We start from the raw sequence: 25991 nt of genomic DNA on the forward strand, positions 1-25991 counted from the left end.
CCCCTACGCCAGAGCCATCACCAGCTCCTTGAACCGCCGCCCCCGCTCGGTGTAATCGCGGAACATGTCGTAGCTGGCGCAGGCCGGGGAGAGCAGCACCACGTCCCCGGGCCGGGCCAGCCGCCGCGCCTCCGCCACCGCCTCCTCCAGCGACCCCACCCGGCGCACCGCGGGGCCCCGCCCCTCCCGGGCCGCCGCCTCCTCGATCACCCGCTGGATCGCCCCCGCCGTCTTGCCCAAGAGGACCACCGCCCGGGCCCGGCGGCAGACGGCCGGCCCCAGCGGGTCGAAGGGGATCCCCTTGTCGTATCCCCCGGCGATCAGGACAACGGGCTCGGTGAAGGCCTCCAGGGCCGCCAGGGTGCGGTCGGGCGCCGTGGCGATGGAGTCGTTGTAGTACCGGACACCGTCCAGCTCCCGGACGAGCTCGAGGCGGTGCTCCACCCCCCGGAAGGCGGCCGCCGCCTCCGCCATGGCCTCCGGCGGCGCCCCCGCCACCCACCCCGCCAGGATGGCCGCCAGGGCGTTGAGGCGGTTGTGGGCACCCCGCAGGATCATGGTCCGGGCATCGAGGACCGGGCGCTCGCGGTCCCCGTCCCAGACCACCAGGTGGTCGCCCTCCAGGTAGGCGGCCCGCACGGGCCCGCCCCGGCGGCCGGCCTCCTGCTCCGCCAGCCGCCGGGCCACCCGGCCGCTGGCGGCGAAGACGGCCACCCGGCCCGGGGCCCGGGGCGCCAGCCCGGCAGGGGCCGGATCGTCCCCGTTGAGCACGGCCCAGCCCGTCGCGGGCTGGAGCTCGACGATGCGGGCCTTGGCCGCCGCATAGGCCTCCATGGTGCCGTGGATGTCCAGGTGGTTCGGGCGGAGGTTCAGGTACACCGCCACCTGGGGCGCCCGGTGGCAGAGCTCCAGCTGGAAGCTGGAGAGCTCCAGCACCACCAGGGCCTCAGGCGGGATGCGGTCGACCTCTTCGATCAGCGGCCGGCCGATGTTGCCGCCGACGTACACGGGGCGGCCCTCCAGGGGGCCGCCCGGGGCGGCGGCCCGCCGCAGGCCCTCGCCGATCAGGGAGGTGGTGGTGGTCTTGCCGGCGCTGCCGGTGACGCCGACCACCGTGGCCCGGCACCGCTCGAGGAACAGGTCGATCTCGCCGCGGATATGCGCGCCCGCCGCCCGGGCCGCCCGGATCTCGGGCAGGTCCTTCTTCATGCCGGGGGTGAGGAAGACGGTGCCGAAGGGCCGCTCGGTCAAGACCCGCAGGTAGTCCGGACCCAGGTGGAGTTCGACCCCCGCCTCGCCAAGGGCCCGGATCTCGGGGTCGGCCTGGTCGGGTGGCTGGCGGTCGCAGCCCACCACCGGCACGCCATGGGCGAGGAGGTAGCGCATGAGGGCCCGGTTGCTCCGGCCCAGGCCGACCACGGCCACAGGACCGGGCACCAGGGCACCCCCGCCTCCCGTCGGCCCCGCCGCCCCGGTGGCGATCTTCGGGCCCACCGCCACGCTGCCGGTCCCCGGCGCGGCTGCCCCGCCGCGACCCCCGGGCCCGCCACGCCCCGCGCCGCCGCCCCCGGGTTCACCGCCCGCCGGGCCGCGGCTTCCGGCTTCCCCTGCCGTTCCCGCGCCGGCCCTGGCCGGGGCACCGCCCCCCGCCCCTCCCCGCGCCGGCAGGCGCAACGGGCCGGGGGCCGGCCGGTTCGTCCGGGCGGTGGGCGCCTCTCCCGCGGGCTGCGGCCCATGCCCCCGCTGGGTCCCCGTCATGCGGCTCCCTCCAGCAGCCGCCCCAGCCGCCGCAGCGCCTCCTCCAGGTCGGAGCGGGAGGTGGCGTAGGAAAGCCGCAGGAACCCGGGGGTGCCGAAGGCGGTCCCGGGCACCACGGCGATCCGGGTCTCCTCCAGCAACACCTCGGCCAGGACCAGATCGTCGGTGATGGTCCGGCCGGCCAGCCGCCGGCCGATCACGCCTTGAACCGACGGGTAGACATAGAAGGCGCCGGCGGGCCGCTGCACCTGGATGCCCGGCAGGCGGGCCAGGCCGTCGACCAGCAGGTCCCGCCGCCGCCGGTACTCCTCCCGCATGGCCGCCACGTCGTCCTGGGGACCCGTCAGGGCCGCCACCGCAGCCTTCTGGGCGATGGAGTTGACCGACGAGGTGGCCTGGGACTGGATGGCCGCCATGGCCTTGGCCACCGGCCGGGGCGCGGCCGCCCAGCCGATGCGCCAGCCGGTCATGGCATAGGCCTTGGAGACGCCGTTCACCAGGATCACCCGCTCCCGGTACTCGGGCCGCAGGGCGGCGACGGATACGTGCTCCCCTTCATAGATGAGATGCTCGTAGAGCTCGTCCGTCACCATCCAGAGCCCGGCGCCGGCCGCCACCGCCGCCAGTTCGTCCAGCTCCTGCCGGGTGTAGACGGTGCCCGTCGGGTTACTGGGGCTGTTGAGGATCAGCGCCCGGCTGCGGGGACCCAGCGCCCGCCGCAGGGCCTCGGGGGTCAACTTGAACCCCGTCTCCGGCCCCGTCTCGATGATCACCGGCTCGCCGCCGGCCAGGCGGACCATCTCGGGGTAGGAGACCCAGTAGGGCGCCGGGATGATCACCTGGTCGCCGGGATCGCAGATGGCCATGAAGGCGTTGAACAGGGCGTGCTTTCCGCCGGCGGAGACGACGATCTCGTCTTCGGCGTACTCCACCCCGTTGTCCCGCCGGTGCTTCTCGACGATGGCGCGGCGCAGCTCGGCGATGCCCGCCGCGGGCGTGTAGCGGGTGAAGCCGGCTTCGATGGCGGCCACCGCCGCCTCCCGCACGTGCCGGGGCGTAGGGAAGTCGGGCTCGCCCGCGCTGAGGTTGATCACCTGCTCGCCGGCCGCCTTGAGCTCCTTGGCGCGGGTGTCGATGGTGATGGTCACCGAGGGCTGGATGCCCCGGGCTCGGGCGGAAAGGTGCATCACGGTTCATCCTCTCCCTGGGTTGTCGCGCTCTCCCTGGGTTGTCGCGAACTGGGGCGCGGGACACGGTTCTCGGACGAACCCGCCATCCGGGCGCCCCCTCAGAGGTCGACGACCTCGCCGGGTTCGGCCAGGCGGGCCGCAGGGAAGACCTCCCGGGCCTCGGCCAGCACCTCCTGGGGATCGTACTCCGGGAGCAGGTGGGTCAAGAGCAGCACCTTCACCCCCGCCTCCCGGCCGATCTCCGCCGCCTGGCGGGCCGTCAGGTGACCGGGCGCCCGGTCCCCCCGCCGGGCCAGAAGGCTCGCCTCGATGAGCAGCAGGTCGGCGCCGCGGGCCAGTTCCACCAGCTCGGCGGCGGCCTGGGGTCCCGTGTCCCCCGTATAGACGAACCGGCGCCCACCGGCGCTCCAGGATGAAGCCAGGCAGGGCAGGGGGTGATCGGTGGCCCGCACCTCCACCGCGAAGCCGGCGATCTCGACCCGCTGGCCGGGCTCGAGAAAGCGGGGCGCGAAGACGTCCTTGTACGGCATGCGCCCCGCCAGGTCCGGAGGCTGGGCGGGCCCGAACAGGGGCAGGGGCCGGGCCAGGGGCCGCCCCAGGTACCGGGCGATGTCCAGCACGTAGCGCAGGACGAAGTGGTCGCTGGAGTGATCCGGATGGTAGTGGGAATAGAACACCGCCGCCAGGGCGGCAGGCTCGACCCGCTGCCGCAGCCGGGCCACGATCCCCGGGCCGCAGTCCAGCAGGACGGGGCCTTCCGGGCCCTCCAGGAGATAGCCCGCGCAGGCCCCTCCGGGCCCCGGGTACGGGCCGTCCCGCCCCAGGATGGTGAGGCGCATGCTCCCTCGCCTCCTCGGCTCCTCTCCCGCCGGTGCTGGTGGTTACGTTTCCGTGGAAGCCGGGCGAATCCTGCGCTGCTGGAGCAGTCGCTGGGCTTCCTCGGCGGTGAGCCGCCCCTCCTCCACCGCCTCCTTGAGCAGCCGCTGCATGTAGCCGCCGATGCGGCCGCTCTCCAGGGACGTCAGGGCGCCCCAGCCCTCGGCTTCGACCTTGGGCCACAGGCCCAGCTCCTGGGCGGCCTGGACCTTGAACGGGTAAAGGGGGTCGTCTTCGGGGTTGGGCTGCGCGATGCGCCGGCCGCCCCGGCGGCCCACCCCGCCCCGGTGGCCCCGCTTCCGGCGGCGGCGGGACGTGGCGGTCGGCGGAAGTTCGATTCCCGCCCAGGGCGACGGGACGCCCGTCTCGCCCAGGGGCCCGGCGCCGTTGCCGGGGGTGGCGCCGGCTTCGACGGGGGAAGGCTCCAGCGCCGGGGCGGACGGCGCCGGGTCGACGTCGAATCCGGCCGGCCCGCCGCCGGTCCCCCCACCGGTCGCGCCACCGGCCGCCGCGGATCCGGTGATGCTGCCCGGACCGGCCTCCAGGGTGGTGAAGCCGGCCGGGGCAGCCGGTTCGTCCGGTGCGGGTCGCTCGCCGGCCCCCGGTGCCCCCTGGGCGGGGCTGGCGGCCTCGTCGTCGTTCCAGCCCGCCGGCCGGCCGGCGGGTTCGAGGGGTTGCATCGGTTCCCACCTCCGGAGCCTTAGTTTGGCTTCAATGGAAGGCTGTAATCGGCGTGCTGCGGCGAGGAAGCGTTACGTCGACCCCTACGGAGGCTTGACGTCGAGGACGGGAGGACGGGAGCCGGCCGTGGGCCGGTCCGCCGCTTGGGCCCGGTCGGCCCCCGGTCTGCCGGCGCCCGGCCCCCGCTCGGACGGGTGGCCCCGCGGCAGGACGGGCTGTGACATGGCCGGCGCCGCAGCGGAATAGAGGTTAGGCGCGGACCCATCGCAGCCTGAGCCATCGCAGCCTGTGGCACCCCACTGCCTCCCGCCGCTTCCCGCGGCCGCCCGCGGCCGCCTGCGGTTCCCCCGGCGGCCCGGTCACCTTGGCGGGCCGGGCCGGTCCGGGGCGTGGCGGTGGGGCCGGCGCTGGGGTCCCGGTGTGGGGGTGCGGGAGATGGCCGGTTCGTCCCCGGGGCGGGGCGTCTCCATCCGCGGGCCGTGGGCCGGCTCCCTGGTCGGCCGGGGGAGCCGGATCGTCCTGTGGCTGGTGCTGGCCGTGGCCGTGGTCAGCGGCGTCGCCCTGTGGTGGCGCGGGCGCTCCGGCCCCGAAGTCCTGCAGTGGGGCGACAGGCCGCTGGTCCTGGTCTACCACACCCATGCCACGGAAGGCTTCTTGCCCGATCTGCCGGGCGGCCAGCGGCCGGACCGGGACATCCACCGGGACGCCTTCACCCGCGACGCGCGCCGGTCGGTACGCGCCCTCGGGCAGGCGGTGGCCCGCCGCCTGGCGGAACGGGGGCTCGACGTCATCTGGTCGGGCACCGTGTACGACGCCGCCGGCCGCGACGACGCCTACGAGCGGGCCCGGGCCGGCCTTGAGGACCTCCTGCGCCGCCATCCCAGCGTGCGGGTGGCCCTGGACATCCACCGGGACGCCACCAGCACCCGGGTTCAGGTGGGCGGCCAGCCCGCCGCCGGCGTGCTGCTGGTGGTCGGCGCGGGCCACCCGGGGTGGCACCAGAACCTGGCCCTGGCCCAAGCCCTGGCCGACCGCCTGAACCGGATCCACCCCCGGCTGGTGCGGGGCATCGCCCTCAAGCCATGGCATTACAATCAGGACCTGCTGCCGGGCGCGCTGATCGTGGAGATCGGCGGCGCGGAGAACACCCTGGCCGAGTCCCTGCGCACGGCCCGCTGGGTGGCCGACGCCCTGGTGGAGGCCCTGTCCATCCGCCCGGGGGAGGAACCGGCCCGCCCCACCTTGCTGCCGCCGCCGGGCAGCCCCCAGGCGCGGGGCGACCTCGGCGACATCGGCAACATCTTCATCCCCCTGGAGGCGCACGCGCCGGCAGGACCGTAACGGGTGCGATCCGCCCCTTCGTCCTGCCCGGGCCGCCACAACCACCGCAACCGGCGGGCGCCGGCAGGACCGTAACGGGTGCGCCCCGGCCCTTCCCCGCGGCGGCCGGCCCCGGGAATGGCCGCCGGCCCCCCGCGCCAGCTTATGGCCGGGGGATGATGGATGAACGAGCCGACGCACCTTGCCGGCACCGGCTTGGACGGAGCGCCGGGGGGCGGGGCCGGGGGTGGAACCGGCGGCGGAGACGCCGCCGGCGGAGGTGCCGCCAGCGGAGGCGCCGGCGGGACCGGGCGGTCCGCCACGCCGAAGCGGCAGGGGACGGTCAGCCGGTTCGGCGTCGCCGCCTGGGCCCTGGTGGCCGTCGTCCTGGTCCAGGCGCTGCTGGCCGCCGGCCCCGCCCCCTGGAGCGGTGCCCCGGCCAAACCGCCCTTGAGCGGCGCCCGCCCGGGAGACCGTCCCCCGGGACAGGAGGACGGCGCGGCCGGCAACGGCCCGGCCGCCGGGCTGGATCCCGCCCTGGCCCGCCGGTTCGCCCGGGAGCCCCAGATCACCGTCTTTGACCACGCGGCGGGCGGCCCGCGGGCGATGCCCATGGAGGAGTACGTCGCCCACGTGGTGGCCGGCGAGGCCGTCCCCACGTGGGATCCCGACGCCCTGCGGGCCCAGGCGGTGGCCGCCCGCACCTACACGGTGTCCCTGCTTTTGGCCGGGGAGCGGTCGACGCCGCGGCAGCTCTACGGCACCGACACCTCGACGGACCCCGCCGAGGCCCAGGCGTACAATCCCGTGGTCCCGCCGGCGGTGACCGCCGCCGTCCAGGCGACCCGGGGGGAGATCGTGGTTTACGATGGCAAACCCATCGTCGCCTTGTTCAGTGCCTGCGCGGGTCCCCGCACCGCGGGCCTTCGGGAATCCTTCCCCGGGGACGACCGGCGCGCCCCCTACCTGCGCCCCGTCCCGTCGCCCTGCGAGCGGGCGGCCCCGGCCTTCATCCGTCGCTGGGCCGTGGCCCTGACGGCCGGCGAGCTGGCCGGGGTCGCGGGCGTCGCCCCCTCCCTGGTCCAGGAGGTCGCCATCGCCCGCCGCGGCCCCTCCGGGCGGGCGGTCTTGATCCGCATCGGCCCGCGGCTAGTCCATGCCGCCGAGCTGCGCCGGCAGGTCGGACCCAACCGGCTGAAGTCCACCTGGCTGACGGAGATCGAGCCCCTGGAGGGCGGGGTGTGGATTTTCCGCGGCCGGGGCTGGGGGCACGGTGTCGGGCTCGACCAGTGGGGCGCCCAGGCCATGGCTCGCCAGGGCCGGAGCTACCGGGAGATCCTGGCCCACTACTATCCGGGAACCGCCCTGGTTCAGCTCTACCCGTGAGTGGGCCGGCCCACCCGGCGGAAGAAGCGCCGGCCGAAGCGCCCGCAAAGGGCCCCTCGCAAAGGGCCACCCTCGCAAAGGGCCCCTGTCAGGACAGGATCAGCTCGAAATGGGCCAGCCGGGAGAGGTAGGCGGCCACCACCAGGGGCCGGTTCAACCGGAAGGCGTGGGTCACCCAGACCCGGGTGACGGGGTCCTGCTCGATGACCTCGAGCACGTTGACGTAAGGGGAGTCGACCCGCTCGATGGCCGTGTAGGGGATGTCCAGGGCCGCGTCGCCGGCCGCGGCGCGGCCAGCGTCCCCGGCTTCCTCCGGATGGAAGAACAAGCTGTCCCGGCCCACCACGAGCCAGCCCCGGGCCCGGGAGGCATACCCGCCCTCGGGCCGTTCCTGCAACAGGGTGCAGCGGGCGGCGTAATAGGCGGGGCGGTCAGGAACCCCCTCCGGCAGGCGATCGAGCAGGGGCCACTGCTCGGGGGGCCGCTCCAGCACCCGCCGGGCCGCCTCCCGGTCTGCCTGGCGGTTGGCCTCCCACTCCCGCTGCCGGCGCATGGCCTCGAGCCGCGGCCGGGCCCGCAGGATCGACCGGCCCAGCAGGGCCACGGCCGCCAGCACCGCCACCGTCACCACCAGGCTCATCCAGCCGGCTTCCATGCCGGTCCCTCCCCGCGTGCGAAATCCGTCGCGCCCATTTTGCCATATCCGGCCTCGCGCCGAACCCTTGGGCCGGCCGGCTTGGCCGGGCCGCGTTCCTCCGCCATAATGAACGGGGCACGGTCCCCGGCACGGACAAGGCAGGCAAGAAACGGACTGGTTCCGCGTAGGATGAACCGGCGGCGTGGACAAGGGGGCGGAGGATCGCCACGTCCCGCCACGCCGGAACCGGCGGGCCCTCGACGGTGACGCGGGCCCCGCGCCGGTCACCGGCCGGAACGGCGCCAGGCCGTGGCACCGGCCCTGCCGGTGGACCAGCCGCCGGCGGGCCGGGCGTGACGCGGCGAACGACGGCACGGCACGGTACCGGCCGGCATGTTGGGCGAGGAGGTCGGGTCTTGGACTGGCTAACCCAGGTGGTGGAGCGCTGGGGCTACCTCGGCCTGGTGGCCGTGGTGGCCCTGGAGAACGTGTTCCCGCCGATCCCCTCGGAGGTGGTGATCCCCTTCGCCGGCTTCCTCACCACCTTCGGCGCCCTTACCCTGCCGGGGGTGATCGTCGCCTCGACGGTGGGCTCCCTCCTGGGGGCGATGGTCCTCTACGGTGCCGGCCGGGCCCTGGGCCGGCGGCGGCTGGAGGCGTTCACCCGCCGCTACGGCCACTACCTGGGGATTCACGTCGAACACGTTGAAAAGGCCGAGAACTGGTTCTCCCGCTACGGCTCGTGGGCGGTGCTGGCGGGCCGGGTGGTCCCCATCGTCCGCAGCCTGATCTCCATCCCCGCCGGGCTGGCCGAGATGCCGGTGGCGGTGTTCGTCCTCTACACGCTGGCCGGGACCCTGGTGTGGAACACGGCCCTGGCTGCCGCCGGCGCGGCCCTGGGGGCCGCCTGGCCCCTGGTGGAGGAGTGGGTGCGGGCCTACCAGCACGTCCTCCTGGTGGCGGCCCTGGCCGCGGCCGCCGCGTGGCTGGGCCTGCGCCTGGCGGGCCGCCCGCGACGGTAGGCGGATGATCCAGCCGAGGCGAGGTGATGGCCATGGCAGGGAACAAGCGGAATCCGCGACTCCGTTGGATCTGGCTCGTCCTGGTGGTGACCCTGGTCGCCTCCTTCGTCCTGATGACCCTGGCCCCGGCCCTGGCCGCGTCGGGTGCCGGCGCGGCCAGCGGTGACGATCCCGACACCCCCGTCTCCGACCAGGGGCCGGCGCCGGGGAATGCGGGATCGGCGCCGGCGGCCGGTTCGTCCGGAGGCGGAAGCGAGCCGGCCAACCCCGGCCAGGAACCGGCGGAAGCGGGAACCGGCCGGGCGGTGGTGGTGCTGGGGGCCGACCTGACCGAAGCCCAGCGCCAGGAGGTGCTGCGCCTGCTCGGCCTCGACCCGGCCACCTGGGACGGCGAGCCCCTGATTCTCACCCACCAGGAGGAAGTGGCCCTGGTGGGCGACTACGTGCCCCGGGAGCAGCTGGGCAGCCGCGCCATCTCGTCGGTTCGGGTCGAACCGGCCCCTCCGGGCAGCGGCATCCGGGTGGAGACGAAGCACATCACCTGGGTGGCCCCGGAGATGTACGCCGAGGCCCTGGCCACCGCCGGCGTGAAGGACGCGGTGGTCTACGTGGCGGCCCCCTTCGACGTCTCGGGCACCGCCGCCCTGGCGGGAATCTACAAGGCCTATGAGGTGGCCGCCGGGACGAACCTGGACGCGGAGCGCAAGGACCTGGGCGCCAACGAGATCGGCGTCATGGTGCGCATCGCCCAGGAGATCGGCAGCCCCGAGAAGGCCGGCCAGTTCCTGACCCTCTTGAAGGAGCGCATGGCCGAGCACCCGCCCACCAGCCGGGAGGAGATCCTGGCCCTGATCCGCGAGCTGGAACAGGAGCTGGGCATCCAGCTCAGCGACGCGCTCCGGGAAGAACTGGCCACCCTGGTGGAGAAGCTGCGGGACGCCGGCATCGACTGGCAGGCGGTGACCGCCCAGCTCCAGCAGGTGCGGGAGCAGGTCAACCGCTTCCTGGGCGAGGACACGCCGATCATCCGGGATTTCTTCAACCGCCTGTGGGATTGGGTCCTGGCGGCCGTGGACGCCATCCGCAGCTGGTTCGGCCAGTGACCCGGGCAGCCGGAGAGCAAGAGCCGGGGAGCCGGCCGCCTGCCCCAGGTCCTTCACCCGGGTTCCTTCGCCCGGGGTCCTTTGCCCGGGGTCCCCTACCCTTGGGGGCTTTGCCCCCTTTGCGGCTGGCCGGGATCCTGGGCTCGTACTGTCCACCGTCCGGAAGGAGCATGACGTCTTGCACGACGACCCATCGCACGATAACCCGATGCCCGGGAGGCCGCTAGAGGACGGCGCGTTCTACGTCACCGTGAACGGGATCCGCCACTGGTGCAGGATCGCCGGCGCGGGGAAAGGCACGACACCGCTGGTGGTGATCCACGGCGGACCCGGTGGCAACGTCTACAACTTCGAGCGCACCATCGGCCCTCTCCTGGAAGCCTTCGCGACCGTCGTCTACTACGACCAGCGGGGCTGTGGCCGGTCGGACCCTCCGGCCAGCCCCGCCGGCTATTCCTTGTCGCTGCTGGTGTCGGACCTCGAAGGGTTGCGGGCCCGGCTGGGCCTGGACTGCTTCATCCCCCTCGGCTTCTCCTTCGGCGGGGAACTCGCTCTGGAGTATGCCCTGGCCCATCCCGGCCGCGTGGAGCGGTTGATCCTCCAGGCCCCCACCTTCTGCGACCCGGTGCGGCTGGCATGGATCCAGCTGTACGGCTTCTACCACGTGGCGACGGGCGAACTGAAGGACCGGATCGCCCGGCTCCTTGCAGGGGACGAACCGGCCCCGGCCCGCCTGGAGCAGGCCTGGAACCTGGTGGATACGGAAACCGTGGACCGCTTCCTGTTCTTCGACCCCGCCGCCGCCCGGCTCAACCGCCGGCTCTGGGAGGAAAGCGGGCTCGTCAACACCGGCGACATGCAGCGCGCCCTGGCCGCCCAGCCCCAGCCTCCCAGCCGGATGGACGCGCTGTCCCGGATCACGGTCCCCGCCCTGGTCATGGTAGGGCTGCACGACCGCAACGTCGGGGTCGACGTATGCCGGGACATCAGCGCCAGGCTATCCCGGGGCCGGCTGGTGATCTTCGAGCGGAGCGCCCACTTCCCCGACATCGAGGAGCCCGAGCGCTACGCGGCGGAGGTGCAGCGGTTCCTGGGCTTCTAGCCCCTTCCCTGGTCCCTGGCGAGAGAGCGTGGGAACGGTCAGTCGCGCTTCGCCGGCAGTTTCGGAATCAGCCAGCCCAGGAAGGACTCTTCGGAGCGGGTCTGCATGTACACGGTGCCGGGCCCTTTGAATTCGCAGACGAAGCCCTCTCCGCTAGCCAGGGTGCTGAACCAGCCCGCGCCCGCCTTCCGCACCTGAAAGCCCATGCCGTCGCTGAACGCCACCACGTGGCCCGTGTCCACGACGTAGCGCTCACCCGGTCCCAGGTCCTTGCGGTGGAGGGCACCGTAGCTGTTGACGAACAATGGCCCGTGGCCCGCCACCCGTAGGAGGAAGAGCCCGCCGCTGCCGAAGAAGCCCCGGGCACCGCCCCAGCGGGCGTCGACGGTGAGGGTCGTGGCGCCCGCCAGGTACGCGCCCGACTTGAGGAACACGACCTGCCCCTGAAGTTCGAGCACGGTGACGTCGCCGGGCAGCGCGGGGGCCAGCAGCACCTCGCCCGGCCCCCCTTCCGCCCGGAACCGGCTGGTGAAAAAGGATTCGCCGCCCAGGAAGGATCGGCTGAGGGCCCCCAGCAGGCCACCCTTGGCCTCCGCCTGCAGGGCTACGTTCCCACTCATGGCCACCAGGGCACCCGGCTCGGCCTGGAGTTCCTCCCCCGGATCCAGCTGGACGATGGCCAGGGCGTAGCTGGGCTGGTGAAGGATGCGATATTGCAACAGGGTCCCTCCCCGTTCCCCCGCCATAGCGGCAGGTGGATGCCATTACCGGCAACTCTTCGGCAGCGGTGGCGGGCCCCCTGCCGCCGGTGGCGGACGCCACCCGGCACCGGAATGGCGACGGGTGTAATGGGGGGCTGAACACGGACGCGGCCCGGCCGCCGTGATAAAAAGGAGGGCCACACCCTCACCGGGCATAGCCCCTTCCACCCTTGCGGGAGCATGTGGGAATCGAACCCACCGGGGACGGTATCGCCGCCCCCCACTGGTTTTGAAGACCAGGGGCGACACCAGTCACCAGCTGCTCCCTTGACCGCCGAGCACCATCCTAGCAATCGACATCCTGCGCCAGCAAGGCCGGGGTCTCCGCCGGTGGGGTCGACACCGGTGGGGAGGTGCGCCGGTGGGGCGGCGCCGCTGGGCTTCTCCGCTGGTGGCCCCTGGCCTTCTCCGCCCGTGACGGCGACCCTCGTCCCGTGAAGGTGCCCCTCGGCCCAGGGCAGCGTCCCGCCGCCCGTGGCAGCGCCCTCCGGCCCGTGGCAGCATCCCGCAGCCCGGGGCGGCGCCCCCCGGCGGTCCGGCCGCAGCGGCACCCCTTGCCCCCGCAAGGCCGCGGTCACGCCACGCCCAGCGCCTTGAGCGCCCGCTGGGGGTGTTCCTCCGGCTTGACGCCGCGGATCACCGCCAGCACCTTGCCCTCCTCGTCCAGGACGAAGGTGGTCCGCTCGATGCCCCAGTAGGTCCGGCCGTACATCCGCTTCTCCTTCCAGACCCCATAGGCCTCGGCCACCTGGTGGTCGGGGTCCGACAGGAGCGGAAAGGGCAAGCCGTACTTCTCCCGGAACTTCACGTGGGATTCCACCGGATCGGGGCTCACCCCCAGCACCACCGCCCCAGCCTCTTGCAGGCGGCTGTAATCGTCCCGGAAGCTACAGGCCTCCCGGGTGCAACCGGGGGTGTCGTCCTTGGGGTAGAAGTACAGCACCACCTTACGGCCGCGAAAATCCGACAGCCGCACCGTCTCCCCGCGGTCGTTGACGGCGGTGAAGTCGGGCGCCGGATCGCCCACCTTCAGCATGGGCTTGTCCCTCCTCCTTACACGGAATCGCTGGCCCTCCTCCGCAGGCGCCCCGGAGCGACCTTGGACACCTGGGGGGCCCCCGCGGCGCCGGAACCCCACGCCGGAACCCGGCGCCGGCCCCCGATCCCGGCCAGATGCCCGGCCCCTTCCGGGCACCTTCCCGAACGCCCCTGACGCGACGCTTCCCAGAGCCCCGTCCACCACTTCCTGCCCGGACAGGGGACCCCTTCACGGCAAGCCCCGCTACCGGCCTCTCTCCGCCGGCTCGTCCTGCCACTCGGGCTCATCCCCCCGCACCCAGCCGGGATGAACCAGAAGGGGCAGGTCCGGCACCAGCCGGCGCAGGGCCTCGCCCTCGGGGTCGCCGGCCTGTTCCACCGCGGGGATCTGGCGGTCGATGAAGGCCAGGATGGCCTCCACGTCCAGCCCCAGGTAGTGGGGCCGGTACCTCTCCAGGTACCGCCGGGCCTTGGCCAGGTTCCGCCGCACCCCCCGCGGGGTCCCCCGGTCCCGCCGCACGAAGGCGGCCGCCAGGATGATCAGCCCGTGGTAGAAGTCGCTGCGGGTGCGGTGCCAGGCTTCCTCCAGCACCTCATGGCCCTCGAAGAAGCGACCGTCATGGTAGAGGCGCAAGAACTCCGCCAGCGCAGCCGGCACCAGGGCCCCCGGCGGCCGTCCCTCCACCCCGCCACCCCCTGGCCGGCCGGCCGCCGGCCGCTTGTGGCCCACCACCACCAGCCGCCGGCTCTGGGCCGACAGGGCGGCTCCCGTCTCGTCGTAGAACCCCTTGACCTCAAGCCCCGCCTGCTCGAAGAGGTTTGCCAGCTCGGGCGGCGTGTACAGACGGACGAAGAACTCTCCCCGCCGCACCTGCCCTGCCCGGCGAATGGTGCGCCGGGTGATGATGCGCCCTGTCACCGGATCCCAGCGGTGGGCGTCAATGAGGACGTCGTCCCCGCGTTCCACCACGTTGTACGGGGCGAACCGCCCCAGCAGGGCGTCGCGGTGCTGGGTCTCCAAGAGGAACCGGCCGCCCGGCCGCAGGGCCTGCGCCACCTGCCGCAGCACCTCTAGGTTCTCCGGGTCGCTGAAGTAGCCGAAGCTGGTGAACACGTTGAAGGCGGCGTCGAACCGGTCGCGCCAGGGCAGCCGGCGCATGTCGCCCTGCACCCACTCCACCTCGACCCCCTGGCGGGCGGCCGCCTTCCGGGCCCGGGCGAGGAAGCCCTCGCTCCGGTCCAGCCCGGTCACACGGGCGCCCAGGGTCGCCAGGGGCACCGCCAGCCGGCCGTGGCCGCAGGCCAGGTCCAGCACCCGCTCCCCCGGGCGGAGGCCAAGCAGGGTCCAGACCAGCGCCACCTCCCGCTGGGTGCGTTCGGGGGTCAGGATCGGCTCATAGAAATACAGATAGTCATCGGGGTCGAACACCGCGTCGAAGTCGAAGCGCGCCTCCCCGGCCACCGCCGGCTCACCTCCCCACCCGCCCGGCCCGGGCCGGCGGGGGTTTGCCATGGCAAACCCTCGCCGGCGCAGGGAATGGCTGTTCGCAAGTGGAAAGCTACCGCCAGGATCCGGCCGCCGGACCCCTGTCGTGCCGGGGGCGCCGGGACCCGGGCGAGCGCCGCGGCGGCAGCGCGGCCGGTTCGTCCCGACCCCACTTTCCCATCAGACCGAGGTGGCCCATGCAACGCGTACAAGAGGTCGCAGGACGGGTGCTGGCCAGCGTCGAGCGGGCCGTGGTCGGCAAGCGGGCGGAGATCCGCTACCTGCTGGCCGCCCTGCTGGCCAACCGCCACGTGCTGATCGAAGACGTCCCCGGCGTCGGCAAGACCACCATGGTCCGGGCCCTGGCCCGCTCCATCGATTGTACCTTCCGGCGCATCCAATTCACACCGGACCTGTTGCCGTCGGACATCACCGGCCTGTCGGTCTACGATCCGGCCACGCGCCAGTTCACCTTCCGGCCCGGGCCCATCCACAGCCAGGTGGTGCTGGCCGACGAGATCAACCGCACGTCACCCAAGACCCAATCGGCCCTGCTGGAGGCCATGGAGGAGGGCCAGGTGACGGTGGACGGGCAGACCTACCCGCTGCCCCGGCCCTTCTTCGTCCTGGCGACGCAAAACCCCATCGAGTACGAGGGCACCTTTCCCCTGCCCGAGTCCCAGCTGGACCGGTTCGGCCTGCGCATCCGCCTGGGGTACCCCCGCCCGGCGGAGGAACGGGCGATCCTGGACCTCCACCACGGCGGCCGGCCGGTGGATGCCGTCGAACCGGTCACGACGGCGGAGGAGATCCTGGAGCTGCAGCAGCTGGTCACCCAGGTCCACGTGGACGACAGCATCAAGGACTACCTGGTGCGGATCATCCAGGCCACCCGCGTCCACAGCGCCGTCTACCTGGGCGCCAGCCCCCGGGCGAGCCTCAGCCTGTACCGGCTGAGCCAGGCCCTGGCTGCCATCGACGGGCGCACCTTCGTCCTGCCCGACGACGTCAAGGAGCTGGCGCCCCTGGTGCTGGCCCACCGGCTGGTGCTCCAGCCCGAGGCCCGCTGGCAGGACACCGATCCGGAGGCCGTCGTCCGCGACGTGCTGGAGCACGTGCCGGCCCCGGTGGAGCGGCGGGCCGAGCGGCGGATCGGCGGGCTGCTGGGGCGGCTGGGCCCGGCCTAAGCGCCGGCGGCCCGGGCGGCGTTCGGCCGGCGGGAGGCCACCGCACCGGGGCGCCGGGCCCCGTTCAGGGTTCACGAGACGCGGAAAGCACCGGGAGGCTTGCCATGAGGCTGCAAAGCTGGGGGCTGCCCGCCTGGACGCTGGCGGCGCTCCTCTTCGCCGTGACCACCGGCGGGCCCGTCCCCTGGTTCCTGTTCAAGTTCCTGCTCGCCCTGCACCTGCTGGGCGCGGTCTGGGCCGCCCTCCTGGCCCGCGGCCTCGACGCCCATGCCCGGGTCGACCGGGCGTCGGCGACGGCCGGGGAGCGGGTGCAGGTGGAGGTCTTCGTCCACAACGGGTCGATCCTGCCCGCGCCGCGGCTCCGCCTGGCCCTGCCCGCCTGGGAGGCCACGGCCCACCCGTCCTACCCCACCGGACGAACCGGCCCCGGCGGGCCGGGCGCCCGGGGGCCAGGGGAGCGCGGCCCGGCCGCCGGCCACGGGCAGGGCCTCCCTGGGGGGCAGGCCCCCACGGGCGGGCCGGCCACGGAAGGCGCGGGGATGCCCGCCGGCGGGAGCCACCCCTCGGCCGCCGGTGCGGGCCAGGGCCCATCCGGCGGGCGCCGGGGGGCGGCCACCGGCAAGGGATGGCGCCTTGACCTCCGGCGCCGCGGCCGCCAGGCCCCGGCCGGTGGCCTGGGGGGCACCGTGCTCTACCAGAGCCTGGGACCGCTAGGCAACCTGGTCCACCGGGAGACTGTGATCCTGCCCCGGCGGGGGCGCTACACGCTCGGTCCCGTGGTCGTGGAGCTGCAGGAGCCCCTAGGGCTGTTCCGCGTCCGCCGGGTCATCCAGGCGGAGCCGGCGCTGACCGTCTACCCGCGGGCGGTGCCGGTGGACGACCTGCCGGTGCTGCCCCGCCAGCCCTTCGGCCGCCAGCGGGTCGACACCCGGGCGTGGCAGGACCCCTCGAGCCTGGCCGACGTGCGGCCCTTCCAGCCCGGGGACAACCCGAAGCACATCCACTGGAAGGTCTCGGCGCGCCTCGACGAGCTGCATGTGAAGGAGTTCGACCTCCGGGCCACCACCGACTGCTTTCTGTTCCTCGATCTCCACGGCGCCGCGGGCTCCACGGAACCGGTGCGGGAAGGGGTGGCGCCGGGCGGTGCCCTGGTGGACGAACCGGCGACCGGTTCGGCCGGCCAAGCGCCAGGGCCGGCTTCCCCGGCCGCGGCCCCGCCCCCTTCGCCCGCGGCCTGGCCCCGCCGGCCGGCGGCACCGGCCCCTTCGGGGGCCTCGCCGGGGCGGGAGGCGGCGGGCACCACGCCGCCGCCGGCTGCTGCCAGCCCGGGTGACCCCCCTCCCCAGGGACTCACAGCCGGCCTGCCGGCCGTGCACGGGGAACGTCCCGGCGCGGCAGCCCCCGCCGCCCCCGGCGTCGCCGCCGCCGCACGGCCGCCGGGCAGCCGGAACGGGCCGGACGACGGCGTCCTCGCCCTGGGTCTGGACGAAGGGGTGGCGGGGGTCGCGGCAGGCATCGGCGCGCTGGCCCTCCAGCGCGAGCTGGTGGTGGCGGCCGCGGCCCACACCGACCGGCCCCACCGGTTGCCACCGGGCCGCGGGCCCCAGCACGGGCGGCGCCTGCTGGAGTGGCTGGTCGATGTGAACCAGCCCGGCACCATGCCCCTAGCCGACTTCCTCACCGCCCAGCGCAGCTGGCTCACCCCCCGCTCGGCGGTGCTGGTGGTCACGCCCCAGCTTGATCGCCGGCTGGGACGGGTCCTGGTCCAGCTGCGCAGCCAGGGTCACGCCGTGGGCGTGTGGCTCGTCCACCCCGACCTGCCGCCCGGGACGGCCGTGGCCACCTCCCCCGCCCCGGCGGCGGGTTCAGCCGGCTCGCCCGGCTTCAATGGGGGAGCGGGGCCTTTCGCCGGCGGGCAGCCCGGTCCGGTGCTGCCCGGTATCGACCCGGCCCTGTGGCGCTGGCTGTTGACGGAGGGCATCACCGTCCATCCCGTGGCCTGGCCGCCGGCGGCAGCCGCCGGTTTCCCCGCAGCCGGGGTCGGCGGCGCCCGCTCCGGCCTGGAGACGACGGGCCCTGGGCGACCCGCCGTCTCCGTTCCCCGCCCCGCCCTCCCCCGCACCCCCGGCCTGCGGGGCGCCGCAGCCGGTGCCGCCGGCTCACCCCGCGGTCCCCGGAGGTGGTGGCGATGAACCTTGGGCCGCGTCTCCCCGGGCGGGCGGTGCGCGTTCGGGAGCGGCGAGCGAGTGGCGGGGCGGGACGCCCGGGACCGGTGCCCGTGCTCAGCGCCTGGTACCCTTTGCTGGTCGTCGCCGGCGTGGCCAGCACCATGGCCCTGATCCGGTGCCTGGCGCCCTTCCTGGGTTGGCCCGCGGGCGATCCCGAACCGGGCCGGATCGTCCTGCACCTGGCCCTGCTCCTGGGGCTTCCCGTGACCTTCCCCTGGCTGTTTCTGGCCCTGGCCGGCGCCGGCGCCGCCTGGGTGGGCTGGCTCGCCTTGCGCCGGCCCGACCACCTGGCCGCCTGGATCGACGCCGCCCTTCCGGCCCTGGGCGCCAGCCTGGCCGCCCGGTGGGCACCGGTCCTCCACGAGCTGTGGCTCGGGACCTACGAGGCGCTGCCCCCGGACCTGCTGGTGGCCGGCACGGCCCTGCCGGCGGCCGCCCACCTGATCCTGGTGTTTTTCGCTGCCCGGCGCCCCGCCCTGGCCCTGGTTCCTGCCGTGGGCGGCGGTCTGCTGGCCCTGCTGGCCTGGTTCTACGGCGACCTGCCGCGACCGGAGGGGCCGCTCCTGACCTACCTGAGCCTGGCCTTCACCTTCGTGGCCCTGGCCCGGGCGGCGGCCGAACCGGGCCAGCGGGTGCCCGGCCGGCTTGTCTTGCCCGTGGCGACCCAGGCCGTCGCGGTCATCCTGGTGGCCGCCCTGCTGGCCGGCGCCATCCCCTCCCTGGACGAACCGGCCGCCGACTGGGTGGCGGTGACCAGCGTGGCCAACCGGCTGCTGCCCTTCACCGTGGCGGACCGGGCCGGCGGCTGGGGCGCGGTGCCGGGGGCCGGCCGCGGCCTCGCGGTGGCAACCCGCCAGTTCCTGGGTGGCCCCTTCTTCCCCGACGCCACGCCGGTCATGATGGTCACCCTCTCCGGCGAGGACATCCCGGCCACCGTCTACCTGCGGGGGGCGACCCGCGTCGCCTACGACGGCCGCTCGTGGGGCCCGCCGGTGGACGTGCCCTGGGCCAGCCGCCAGGGCCTCGGGGGATGGCTGGCCGCCGGCGGTCCCGGCGGGGAGGTCTGGTACCGGGTGAGCGGCTACGGCGACCCGGAGGCACCGCTGCCGTTCATGGAGGGGGCCCGCCCCCTGGAGCAGGTCATCAGCCCCCAGGTGCCCGTTCATCCCTACCTGTACGGCGCCTTCGAGGTGCGGGAGGTGGACGGCCGGCCCCCCCACCCCCAGCCGCCCCAGCCGGGGCTCGACTACGACCCCGGGCAGGAGAACCCCGTGCTGCGGACCGCCGACAGCAGCCTGATGGTCCTGCACCCCGTGGGCGACGAGTACACCGTGCAGTCGCTGGTGCCCCGGATCGATCCGGAGGCGGCCCGGCGGGCGGCCGCCGAGGCCGAGGCGCGCCACCCCGGCTGGCGGGACGAACCCGGCCTGCGGCCCTACCTGCAGCTGCCGCCCGAGCTGCCCCAGCGGGTGCGGGATCTGGCGGCCCGGTTGACCGCGGGGGAGGACAACGCCTACGACAAGGCCCGCGCCGTGGAGGATTACCTGCGCCGCTTCCGCTACGACCCCAACATGCCCTATATGCCGCGGGACCGGGACTTCGTCGACTTCTTCCTCTTCGACCTGCAGCGGGGCTACTGCGTCGCCTTCGCCTCCGCCGCCGTGGTCCTGTTGCGCAGCGCGGGCCTGCCCGCCCGCTGGGTCGAGGGCTTCGTCGTGCCGGCCGGCGGGCGACCGGGGACCTACCCGGTGACCTATGCCCAGGCCCACGCCTGGCCGGAGGTCCTGATCCCCGGCTACGGGTGGATCCCCCTGGAGCCGACCCCGGCGTACCCGGAGGGGCCCCTGCTCCCGGCCGTCGCCCGGCCGGCCGCCCCGCCGGAGGACGACAACCTGCTGGCTCGCCCGGCGCCTCCGGTGCCCACCCCCCGGCCCCGCCCCGGCGACGATGGGGGCGAGGCGGCCACCCGTCCCCACCCCGCCGGGAGCGGCGGGACAGCGGCGCCGGCCGGGGCCTCCCCGTGGACGGTTGGCCTGCTGGGCGTCCTGGTGCCGGGCGCCGGGCTGGGGGCCGCCTGGTTCTGGTACTGGCGCCGCCGGCGCCGGCGGTTGCCGCCGGATCCGGCCCAGGCAGCCCGGGTGGTCTTCATGCGGGTCGAACGGTGGCTGGACCGCCTGGGTTACGGGCGCCCGCCGGCCCTCACCGCCCGGGAGTACGCCCGCTGGCTGGAGCGGCGGCTGCCCGCCCTGGCCCCGGCGTGGGACGAACTGGCCGGCCTCTACGAGGTGGCCCGGTACGCCCCGCCGCCGGTGGCGCTGGCGCCGGAAGCGGTGCATGCCGCTGCCCGCTCCCTCCGGCGGGCGCTGGAGGCCCATTTCGGCTGGCGGTTTCGGTGGGTGCGGCTGACCCCCGACGGTGCTGTCCTGGCGGCGGCGGTGGCGAGACGGTTGCGTGCCGCCGCCGGAGCGGTGGTGCGCCGGCTGCGGTCTGCCGCCGTACCCGTGGGACAACGGCTGCAGTCTGCCGCCGCGGCCCTGCGAGCCCCCCTTTCCGCCCGGCCCACCACCTCCGCCGGCCAAGGACGGGGACGCACCCGGGCACCTTGAGGGCGAGGGCTTCAATGGCGCCCCGCTGGCAGCGCCGCGGGCGGAGGCTTGGCAGGAAACCTGTTAACGGCGCCGCGGGCGGAGGCTTCGCAGGAGCCCCGTTGTCAGCGCCGCGGGCGGGCCCTGCGCAGGAGCCCCGTCCCCAGTGCCCGGCGGGTTCGGCGAGCAGGCCTTTGGCCGAACGGTGACCCGGGATCCCCTGCTTGCCAGGGGAATGTGGCTGGACTTCCACGGGCGACTCGTTCACAATCGTTCGTGTGTAGCCAGAAAGGGAGCGTGGACGATGGACGGGATGAACGGCAACCCACCGGGTGGCGCTCCAGCGACCGGCCCCCGCAGGGCCCGGATCGACCGGATCCTGTTCACCCGGGAGGCCATCGCCCAGAAGGTGCAGGAGCTGGCGCGCCGGATCGGGCAGGACTACGCCCAAGCTGGGGCCCTTTCCGCCAACGGCGCCGCCAGCGGCGCCCAAGCCCGCGGCGCAGCCACCGCCGGTGCCGCCGAGGGGGGGCTCCCCGCCCTGACGGTGGTGGGGATCCTCAAGGGGGCCTTCGTCTTCACGGCCGACCTGGTGCGGGCCCTGGGCGAGCTGGGCGTGCCCCTGCAGGTCGACTTCATGGCCGTCTCCAGCTACGGCTCGGCCACCCAGACCTCGGGGATCATCCGCATCTTGAAGGACCTGGACCGGCCCATCCGCGGCCAGCACGTGCTGCTGATCGAGGACATCGTGGACACCGGGCTCACCCTGCGCTACCTGCGGGAGCACCTGATGGCCCAGGGGCCCGCCTCCCTCAAGGCCTGCGTCCTGCTGGACAAGCCCGAGCGCCGGCTGGTGGACGTGCCGGTGGAATACGTCGGCTTCACCATCCCCGACGAGTTCGTCGTGGGCTACGGCATCGACTACGCCGAGCAGTTCCGCTACCTGCCCGACATCGCCTGCGTGCGGCTGGAGGACTGACCCCGCCCCGCCGGCGGCGCCCCAGTAAAAGGAAACCAGGCCCCCCATCCCGAAGTCTATACTGGCAAAGCCCGATTACCGGAAAGGGGGCGATGCCGTGTTCCGTCGCGGCCAGTGGGTGCGCCACCGCCGGTCCGGTGAACTGGGGATCATCGTCCGGCTTCGCAGCTCCCGCCAATCCATCCGCGTACGCTGGCAATCCGGTCACGAGCAAGAGTGCACCTCCGACGACGTGGAACCCTGGGATCCTCCGCCGGGCGTCGATCCCGCCCGGTTCCTGACCTCGAGCGGGGACGGTGCCCCCGGCCGGCGCAGCGCCTCAGGCGAGTGAAGCGACTCCCTAGACCGACCAAGACGCTGGACGAACCGGCGGGGCGGCGTGGCCCCATGGGGTCGCGCCGCCCCGTGCCGTCGTGGGCATCTTGTGGGCATCTTATGCCCGTGAGGGAACCACGCCCGCAGTCCCGCGCCCAGACGCGCCCCCATCCCCCGGCGGTGGTCGCCCGCCGGCTGCCGGCCACCGGCCGGCGCCTGGCCGCCGAGGCGGCGTTGCTGTTGGTTTACGTCACCTCGGTCCTGCCGGCCGTCGACCGGGCCCTGGGCCGGTGGGAGGCGCAGGCCGCCCGCATTCCGGACCCCGAGCTGCGGCGGCAGGCCCTGGCCAGCATCCGGACCAAACGCTTCCACTGCGAGGGCGGCGCCGTCTTCGCCGCCGCGGTGCCCCGCGCCCGCCGCCCGGCCCTGATCGAGGCCATCGTGGCCCTGCAGACCATCAGCGACTACCTGGACAACCTCTGCGACCGCAGCGAGAGCCTGGACCCCGCCGACTACCGGCAGCTGCACCAGGCCATGCTGGACGCCGTCACCCCGCCCGGGGTGGAACCCGCCGCCGCGGGAGCCACCGGCTTGCCCGGCCGGAGGGCCCGGCCCGCACCCCGGGCTGCCATGGCCGCCGGCCGGATCGCGATGGCGGGCGGCCGGACGGCCACGCCCCGCGACCCGGGCATTGCCCTCCCGGCCGGCGGGTCCCGCGGTCCTGCGACGGGCCGGGCAACGCTCCCGGGGGCCAGCCCGCCGGCCCCCACCGTCCGGCCCCTTTCCGGGGGCGGGGGCTACTATCGCCTTCACCCTCACCAGGACGACGGCGGTTACCTGGCGGACCTGGTGGCCACCTGCCGCCGGACCCTGGCGGCCTTCCCCGGTTATGCCCGGGTGGTGGAACCGGTGCGGCGCCTCGTCGCCCTCTACAACGACCTGCAGGTCAACAAGCACGGGGACCGGGCGGGGCGGCTGCCCCGCCTGGAAGGGTGGTACGGGCGGGAAGCCGGACCCTGGCGGGGACGCCTGGCGTGGTGGGAGTTCGCAGCCGCTTGCGGCTCGACCCTGGGGGTCTTCGCCCTGTTCCGGGAGGCCCTGCTTCACCCCGACCCGCCGCCCGAACGGGTGGCCGCCCTGACCGGCGCCTACTTTCCCTGGATTGGCGGGCTTCACATCCTGCTGGACTACTTCATCGACCAGGCGGAGGACCGCCTGGGGGGTGACCTCAACCTGGTGCGCCCCTACGGCGGGCCCGAGCGGGCGGCCCAGGGTCTGGCCGCCTTCGCCCGGGAGGCGGCCCGCCGGGCGGAGGCGTTGCCCGAACCGGCCCTGCACCGGCTGGTGGTCGACGGGTTGCTGGGCCTCTACCTGACCGATCCCAAGGTGGCCCAGCAGGGCCTGGAACCCGTGGCCCGGGCCCTGGTCGCCGCGGGCGGAGCCGGGGCACGCCTGTGCTTCGCCGCCAGCCGGCTCGTCCGGCGCTGGAGGAACCGGCCCCCGGGCAAGCGGCACCGGGGGATCCCGCCGGGTTCGGCCTAGGGGCCGGTTCGTCCCGATCGAGGCCGGCGCGGTCGAGGCCGCCCGGTCGAGACCGGCCCGACCCCGGCTGGAACCCCCCGGCAGGAACCGGCCCGCCCGGGAACCTATCCGTCCCCTGGGGGGTTGGGCGCGGGCCCGCTGCCGGAACGGGGCGGGCCGCCGCCCGCCCGCTGGCCCGGGTGCTCCTCCTGAACAGGCGCGCCGGGCAGCAGCCGGGCCCAGTGCTCGATGATCTCCCGGCGGCGCACGATGCCGATGAAGCGGCCGCGGTCGTCGACGACGGGGACGAAGCTCTGGGCGGCCGCCAGGCGGATCAGGTCGGCCACGTCGGCGTAGATGGACACGGGCTGGTAGCGGAACCGGCGGGGGATGTCGGCGACCCGGATGCGCTCGGCCTGCTCGAAGGTGAAGTCGCGGGTGCCCTTGATGTACCAGAGGATGTCGCCTTCCGTCAGGGTACCGGCGTAGCGCCCATCGTCGTCCACCAGGGGGACCGCCGAGTAGCGGTGGTGCTCCATCCGCTCCATGGCCTGGCGCAGGGTGTGGCGCGGGCTGAGCCAGACCACCTCGGCCTTGGGCAAAAGGAAGAAGGCCACGTTCACGGCCATCACCGCCTTCATCTTAGACCATCCCCGGCGGCGGTGCCCCTTGGGGTCGGGCCGGGTACCCCTTGGGGCTAGGGCGGGTGCCCCTTGCCCAGGCGCTGGTGCCCCTGGGGGCCGGCGCGAAGGCCCCTTGCCCAGGCGCGGATGCCCCTTGGGGCCGGGTGCCCCTTGGGCCGGGCCGGGTGCCCTTGGGCCGGACCGGGTGGCGGCGCCTGCCCGGGACCCTACCCCACGGCGACGGCCTGCGCGGGACTCGATGCCGGCCACGGCCGCTGGCCCGGCACCCGGCCGGCTCGCGGCGGCCTTGCCGCGGGCCCGGCCGGTCCGCGCATCGCCATCCCTCCGAATCCGGAAGGACTGGGGGCGTTCGTGCCGAATCCTGGTGCCATCATGGCCACGCCCCGCGCCCTTTCGTCCCTACGGATGCCACCCCCCGCCGCCCTCCCCGTGCGCCGGGCCATGGCGGGGGTCCTGATCGGCGCCACCCTCTGGGGCCTGTCGGGCACGGCGGCCCAGCAGCTGATGCAGGGGTACGGGGTGACGCCCCACTGGCTGGTGACCACCCGGATGCTGGTGGCCGGGCTGTTGCTCCTAATCACCAGCCGGCTGCAGGGGACCCCGGATCTGCTGGGGCCCTGGCGCGAGTCCAGGGGCCGCCGGCAGCTGGTGGTCTTCGCCCTGGGCGGGCTCGTGGGCGTGCAGTACAGCTACATGGCCTCCATCGCCCTGGGCAACGCCGCCACTGCCACCTTCCTCCAGTACCTGGGGCTGGCCTTCGTCACGGTGTACGAGGTGGTCCGCTGGCGCCGGCGCCCCCAACCCCGGGAAGGGGTCGCCCTCCTGCTGGCGTTGGGCGGCACGCTGCTGCTGGCCACCGGCGGCTCCCTCCACCGGCTGGTGGTGCCGGCCGGCGCCGTGGCGTGGGGGTTGATCTCGGCCCTGACCCTGGCCTTCTACACCCTCTCGGGAGCGGGCCTCTTGCGCCGCTGGCCGCCGGCCCTGGTCATCGGCTGGGCGATGCTGGTGGGCGGAGCGGCCATGGCCCTGGTGGCGCCGCCCTGGCGGCCCGGCCCCCAGCCGGTGGCGTGGGACGCCGGGGCCGCCGGCCTGTGGCTGTTCGTGGTGGTGGGCGGCACCCTGCTGGCGTTCACCCTCTACCTGGCCAGCCTGCGATATCTGCGGCCCTCCCAGACCAGCCTGCTGGCCTGCATGGAGCCCCTGGCCGCCGCGGCCTCGGCGGCCCTCTGGCTGGGCGTGCCCTTCACCGGCCCCATGGCCGTGGGCGGGGCGGCGGTGCTGGCGGCGGTGCTGATGCTCTCGGCCCGGGAGCCCCGGGGTCCGGGGACCTCCCCGGCCCTTTGACGCCGGGGACCGCAGTGGGACCCGGTCGCCTTGAGGCCTTCCGGGCCCCTGGGGGGCGTTACCTGGGGGCGGTTATGCCCCGTCGCCGTGCCGGTTCCCGCCGTCGTGCCGGTTCCGGCCCGGGTAGACCGGCAATTCCAGCAGGCGCCCGCCCGGCCCGCGGGTTGCGGCGAACCGCAAGGCGGCGGCGATCTCGCCGGGGTCGATCCAGCCGCGGGGATCCGCCTCCGGCATGGCCTGCCGGTTTGCCGGCGTGTCCACCACCCCCATGGGGTAGACCACCACCACCCGGATGCCCGCCTCCCCCGCCTCGGCGTCCAGGGAACGGAGGAAGGTGGCCACCGCCGCCTTGGCCGCCGCGTACAGGGCCGCCCGCGGACCCGCACCCCGCCAGGCGGGACCGGCGGCGAAGCCGGCGATGAACCCCCCGCCCTGCTCGAGCATGAAGGGCAACACCGCCCGGACGGCATGGAACAGGGTGCGGACGTTGACGTCGAAGAGGCGCTCGTACTGGGCCGGGTCGACCTCCTGGATCCGGCCGCCGGCGTAGGTGCCGACGGTGTGGATGAGCCCGTCGATGCGCCCCAGGTGCCGGTGAACCTGCCGGGCCATCGTCTCGGACGCGCCGGCCTGGGTCAGGTCGACCGGGAAGGCCACGGCCCCGACCTCCCGGGCCCGCGACACCAGGGCCTCACCGGGCAGGTCCGCCAGGGCCAGCCGCGCCCCGGCGCCGGCAAAGGCCCGGGCGATGGCCCCCGCGATGGCCCCGGCGCCGCCGGTGATGAGCCACGCCTGCCCTGCCAGGTCACCATCGGCCATGGGAAGCCC

22 protein-coding genes and 1 tRNA gene are annotated in these 25991 nt (G+C 74.7%); 12 read left to right on the forward strand and 11 right to left on the reverse strand.

The window, feature by feature from the left end; all coding sequences use genetic code 11:
* Positions 1–3: 3 nt before the first annotated feature.
* The 4 genes from murD to ACYQ02_RS10835 form a co-directional block, all read right to left on the reverse strand.
* Positions 4–1758, reverse strand: coding sequence for a UDP-N-acetylmuramoyl-L-alanine--D-glutamate ligase (gene murD / locus ACYQ02_RS10820; protein WP_460040429.1), 1755 nt, complete (start codon positions 1756–1758; stop codon positions 4–6).
* Entirely contained in the window at positions 1755–2945 is a 1191-nt protein-coding gene (locus ACYQ02_RS10825; RefSeq protein WP_460040430.1) for a pyridoxal phosphate-dependent aminotransferase, read from the reverse strand. Before ACYQ02_RS10825 ends, murD begins: the two co-directional genes overlap by 4 nt.
* A gap of 101 nt (positions 2946–3046) precedes the next feature.
* Positions 3047–3787: an MBL fold metallo-hydrolase gene (locus ACYQ02_RS10830; protein WP_460040431.1), complete on the reverse strand. Its 741-nt coding sequence runs from the start codon at positions 3785–3787 to the stop codon at positions 3047–3049.
* A 42-nt stretch (positions 3788–3829) separates the two neighbouring features.
* Positions 3830–4504, reverse strand: a complete 675-nt coding sequence (locus ACYQ02_RS10835; RefSeq protein WP_460040432.1) for an alpha/beta-type small acid-soluble spore protein — start codon at positions 4502–4504, stop codon at positions 3830–3832.
* A gap of 421 nt (positions 4505–4925) precedes the next feature.
* Here ACYQ02_RS10835 and spoIIP point away from each other — a divergent pair, with 421 nt between their 5' ends.
* Positions 4926–5846, forward strand: coding sequence for a stage II sporulation protein P (gene spoIIP, locus ACYQ02_RS10840; protein ID WP_460040433.1), 921 nt, complete (start codon positions 4926–4928; stop codon positions 5844–5846).
* 162 nt (positions 5847–6008) lie between these two features.
* A complete protein-coding gene (locus tag ACYQ02_RS10845) occupies positions 6009–7211 on the forward strand; it encodes a SpoIID/LytB domain-containing protein (protein ID WP_460040434.1) in 1203 nt (400 codons plus the stop codon).
* 88 nt (positions 7212–7299) lie between these two features.
* Here ACYQ02_RS10845 and ACYQ02_RS10850 read toward each other — a convergent pair whose 3' ends face one another.
* On the reverse strand, positions 7300–7866 hold the full coding sequence (locus ACYQ02_RS10850; protein WP_460040435.1) for a hypothetical protein: 567 nt from the start codon (positions 7864–7866) through the stop codon (positions 7300–7302).
* A 398-nt stretch (positions 7867–8264) separates the two neighbouring features.
* Between ACYQ02_RS10850 and ACYQ02_RS10855 the strand changes: the two genes are divergently transcribed.
* From ACYQ02_RS10855 to ACYQ02_RS10865, 3 genes are all read left to right on the forward strand, one after another.
* Positions 8265–8870 (forward strand): DedA family protein, encoded by a 606-nt coding sequence (locus ACYQ02_RS10855; protein ID WP_460040436.1) that lies wholly within the window; start codon positions 8265–8267, stop codon positions 8868–8870.
* A gap of 32 nt (positions 8871–8902) precedes the next feature.
* Positions 8903–9973 carry a DUF1002 domain-containing protein gene (locus ACYQ02_RS10860; RefSeq protein ID WP_460040437.1) on the forward strand — a complete coding sequence of 357 codons (1071 nt, stop codon included), beginning with the start codon at positions 8903–8905 and terminating at the stop codon, positions 9971–9973.
* 178 nt (positions 9974–10151) lie between these two features.
* The gene (locus ACYQ02_RS10865) at positions 10152–11075 is read left to right on the forward strand and encodes an alpha/beta fold hydrolase (protein WP_460040438.1); all 924 of its coding nucleotides are present in this window, start codon (positions 10152–10154) and stop codon (positions 11073–11075) included.
* Positions 11076–11113: 38 nt separating this feature from the next.
* Here the strand turns inward: ACYQ02_RS10865 and ACYQ02_RS10870 are convergent, their stop codons facing one another.
* The 4 genes from ACYQ02_RS10870 to ACYQ02_RS10885 all read right to left on the reverse strand — a co-directional run bounded on the left by ACYQ02_RS10870 (position 11114) and on the right by ACYQ02_RS10885 (position 14336).
* Positions 11114–11794, reverse strand: a complete 681-nt coding sequence (locus tag ACYQ02_RS10870; protein ID WP_460040439.1) for a TIGR00266 family protein — start codon at positions 11792–11794, stop codon at positions 11114–11116.
* A 215-nt stretch (positions 11795–12009) separates the two neighbouring features.
* Positions 12010–12103, reverse strand: a tRNA-Sec gene (locus tag ACYQ02_RS10875).
* Positions 12104–12410: 307 nt separating this feature from the next.
* Positions 12411–12872, reverse strand: coding sequence for a thioredoxin-dependent thiol peroxidase (gene bcp, locus ACYQ02_RS10880; RefSeq protein WP_460040440.1), 462 nt, complete (start codon positions 12870–12872; stop codon positions 12411–12413).
* 246 nt (positions 12873–13118) lie between these two features.
* The gene (locus ACYQ02_RS10885) at positions 13119–14336 is read right to left on the reverse strand and encodes a DUF309 domain-containing protein (protein ID WP_460040441.1); all 1218 of its coding nucleotides are present in this window, start codon (positions 14334–14336) and stop codon (positions 13119–13121) included.
* Between the two features lie 221 nt (positions 14337–14557).
* Here ACYQ02_RS10885 and ACYQ02_RS10890 point away from each other — a divergent pair, with 221 nt between their 5' ends.
* From ACYQ02_RS10890 to ACYQ02_RS10915, 6 genes are all read left to right on the forward strand, one after another.
* Positions 14558–15547 (forward strand): AAA family ATPase, encoded by a 990-nt coding sequence (locus ACYQ02_RS10890; protein ID WP_460040442.1) that lies wholly within the window; start codon positions 14558–14560, stop codon positions 15545–15547.
* Positions 15548–15651: 104 nt separating this feature from the next.
* The gene (locus tag ACYQ02_RS10895; protein ID WP_460040443.1) at positions 15652–17739 is read left to right on the forward strand and encodes a DUF58 domain-containing protein; all 2088 of its coding nucleotides are present in this window, start codon (positions 15652–15654) and stop codon (positions 17737–17739) included.
* Positions 17736–20381 carry a transglutaminaseTgpA domain-containing protein gene (locus ACYQ02_RS10900; RefSeq protein WP_460040444.1) on the forward strand — a complete coding sequence of 882 codons (2646 nt, stop codon included), beginning with the start codon at positions 17736–17738 and terminating at the stop codon, positions 20379–20381. Before ACYQ02_RS10895 ends, ACYQ02_RS10900 begins: the two co-directional genes overlap by 4 nt.
* Before the next feature lie 292 nt (positions 20382–20673).
* Positions 20674–21339 (forward strand): hypoxanthine phosphoribosyltransferase, encoded by a 666-nt coding sequence (gene hpt, locus ACYQ02_RS10905; protein ID WP_460040685.1) that lies wholly within the window; start codon positions 20674–20676, stop codon positions 21337–21339.
* 97 nt (positions 21340–21436) lie between these two features.
* Positions 21437–21670: a hypothetical protein gene (locus tag ACYQ02_RS10910; protein ID WP_460040445.1), complete on the forward strand. Its 234-nt coding sequence runs from the start codon at positions 21437–21439 to the stop codon at positions 21668–21670.
* 110 nt (positions 21671–21780) lie between these two features.
* Positions 21781–23196, forward strand: coding sequence for a tetraprenyl-beta-curcumene synthase family protein (locus ACYQ02_RS10915; protein WP_460040446.1), 1416 nt, complete (start codon positions 21781–21783; stop codon positions 23194–23196).
* A gap of 104 nt (positions 23197–23300) precedes the next feature.
* On the opposite strand, the gene ACYQ02_RS10920 is transcribed toward ACYQ02_RS10915, so the two are convergent.
* The gene (locus ACYQ02_RS10920; RefSeq protein ID WP_460040447.1) at positions 23301–23816 is read right to left on the reverse strand and encodes a CBS domain-containing protein; all 516 of its coding nucleotides are present in this window, start codon (positions 23814–23816) and stop codon (positions 23301–23303) included.
* Positions 23817–24170: 354 nt separating this feature from the next.
* Between ACYQ02_RS10920 and ACYQ02_RS10925 the strand changes: the two genes are divergently transcribed.
* The gene (locus ACYQ02_RS10925; protein ID WP_460040448.1) at positions 24171–25163 is read left to right on the forward strand and encodes a DMT family transporter; all 993 of its coding nucleotides are present in this window, start codon (positions 24171–24173) and stop codon (positions 25161–25163) included.
* Positions 25164–25235: 72 nt separating this feature from the next.
* Here ACYQ02_RS10925 and ACYQ02_RS10930 read toward each other — a convergent pair whose 3' ends face one another.
* On the reverse strand, positions 25236–25982 hold the full coding sequence (locus tag ACYQ02_RS10930; protein ID WP_460040449.1) for an SDR family oxidoreductase: 747 nt from the start codon (positions 25980–25982) through the stop codon (positions 25236–25238).
* Positions 25983–25991: the final 9 nt, after the last annotated feature.

This window comes from Thermaerobacter litoralis (assembly GCF_054654595.1).